General features: G+C 31.8%; 1 protein-coding gene. It reads left to right on the forward strand.

The annotated features are described in order from the left end of the window. Positions 1–48: 48 nt before the first annotated feature. A partial coding sequence (locus tag PX554_RS26570; protein WP_275505049.1) for a hypothetical protein occupies positions 49–258 on the forward strand: 210 nt, incomplete at its 3' end.

Here is a 258-nt window from a genome sequence, read left to right on the forward strand (position 1 = left end):
TCAGTTAACAATAAAATATACGGGGTGCACTTCCAGGACTCTACTGTATTGATCACTTTTTTAAAGGAATTTTATTCTGATTTTAATATAAGTAGACAAACCATCCATAATTATAAGAAGAGAAAGTTAATTTTTAAAGGGTTTTTAGTGAATACCGATGTATCTAGATTCTTGGCTTATGTTAATAGTAGATTTCCTGAATTTAATCCTTCTGCTTTTTTGCAGAAATATTCGGGTACCTGCATGCCGACTTCTGCT

The sequence above is a fragment of the Sphingomonas pollutisoli genome, from assembly GCF_029167165.1.
Taxonomy (GTDB): Bacteria; Pseudomonadota; Alphaproteobacteria; order Sphingomonadales; family Sphingomonadaceae; genus Sphingomonas; species Sphingomonas pollutisoli.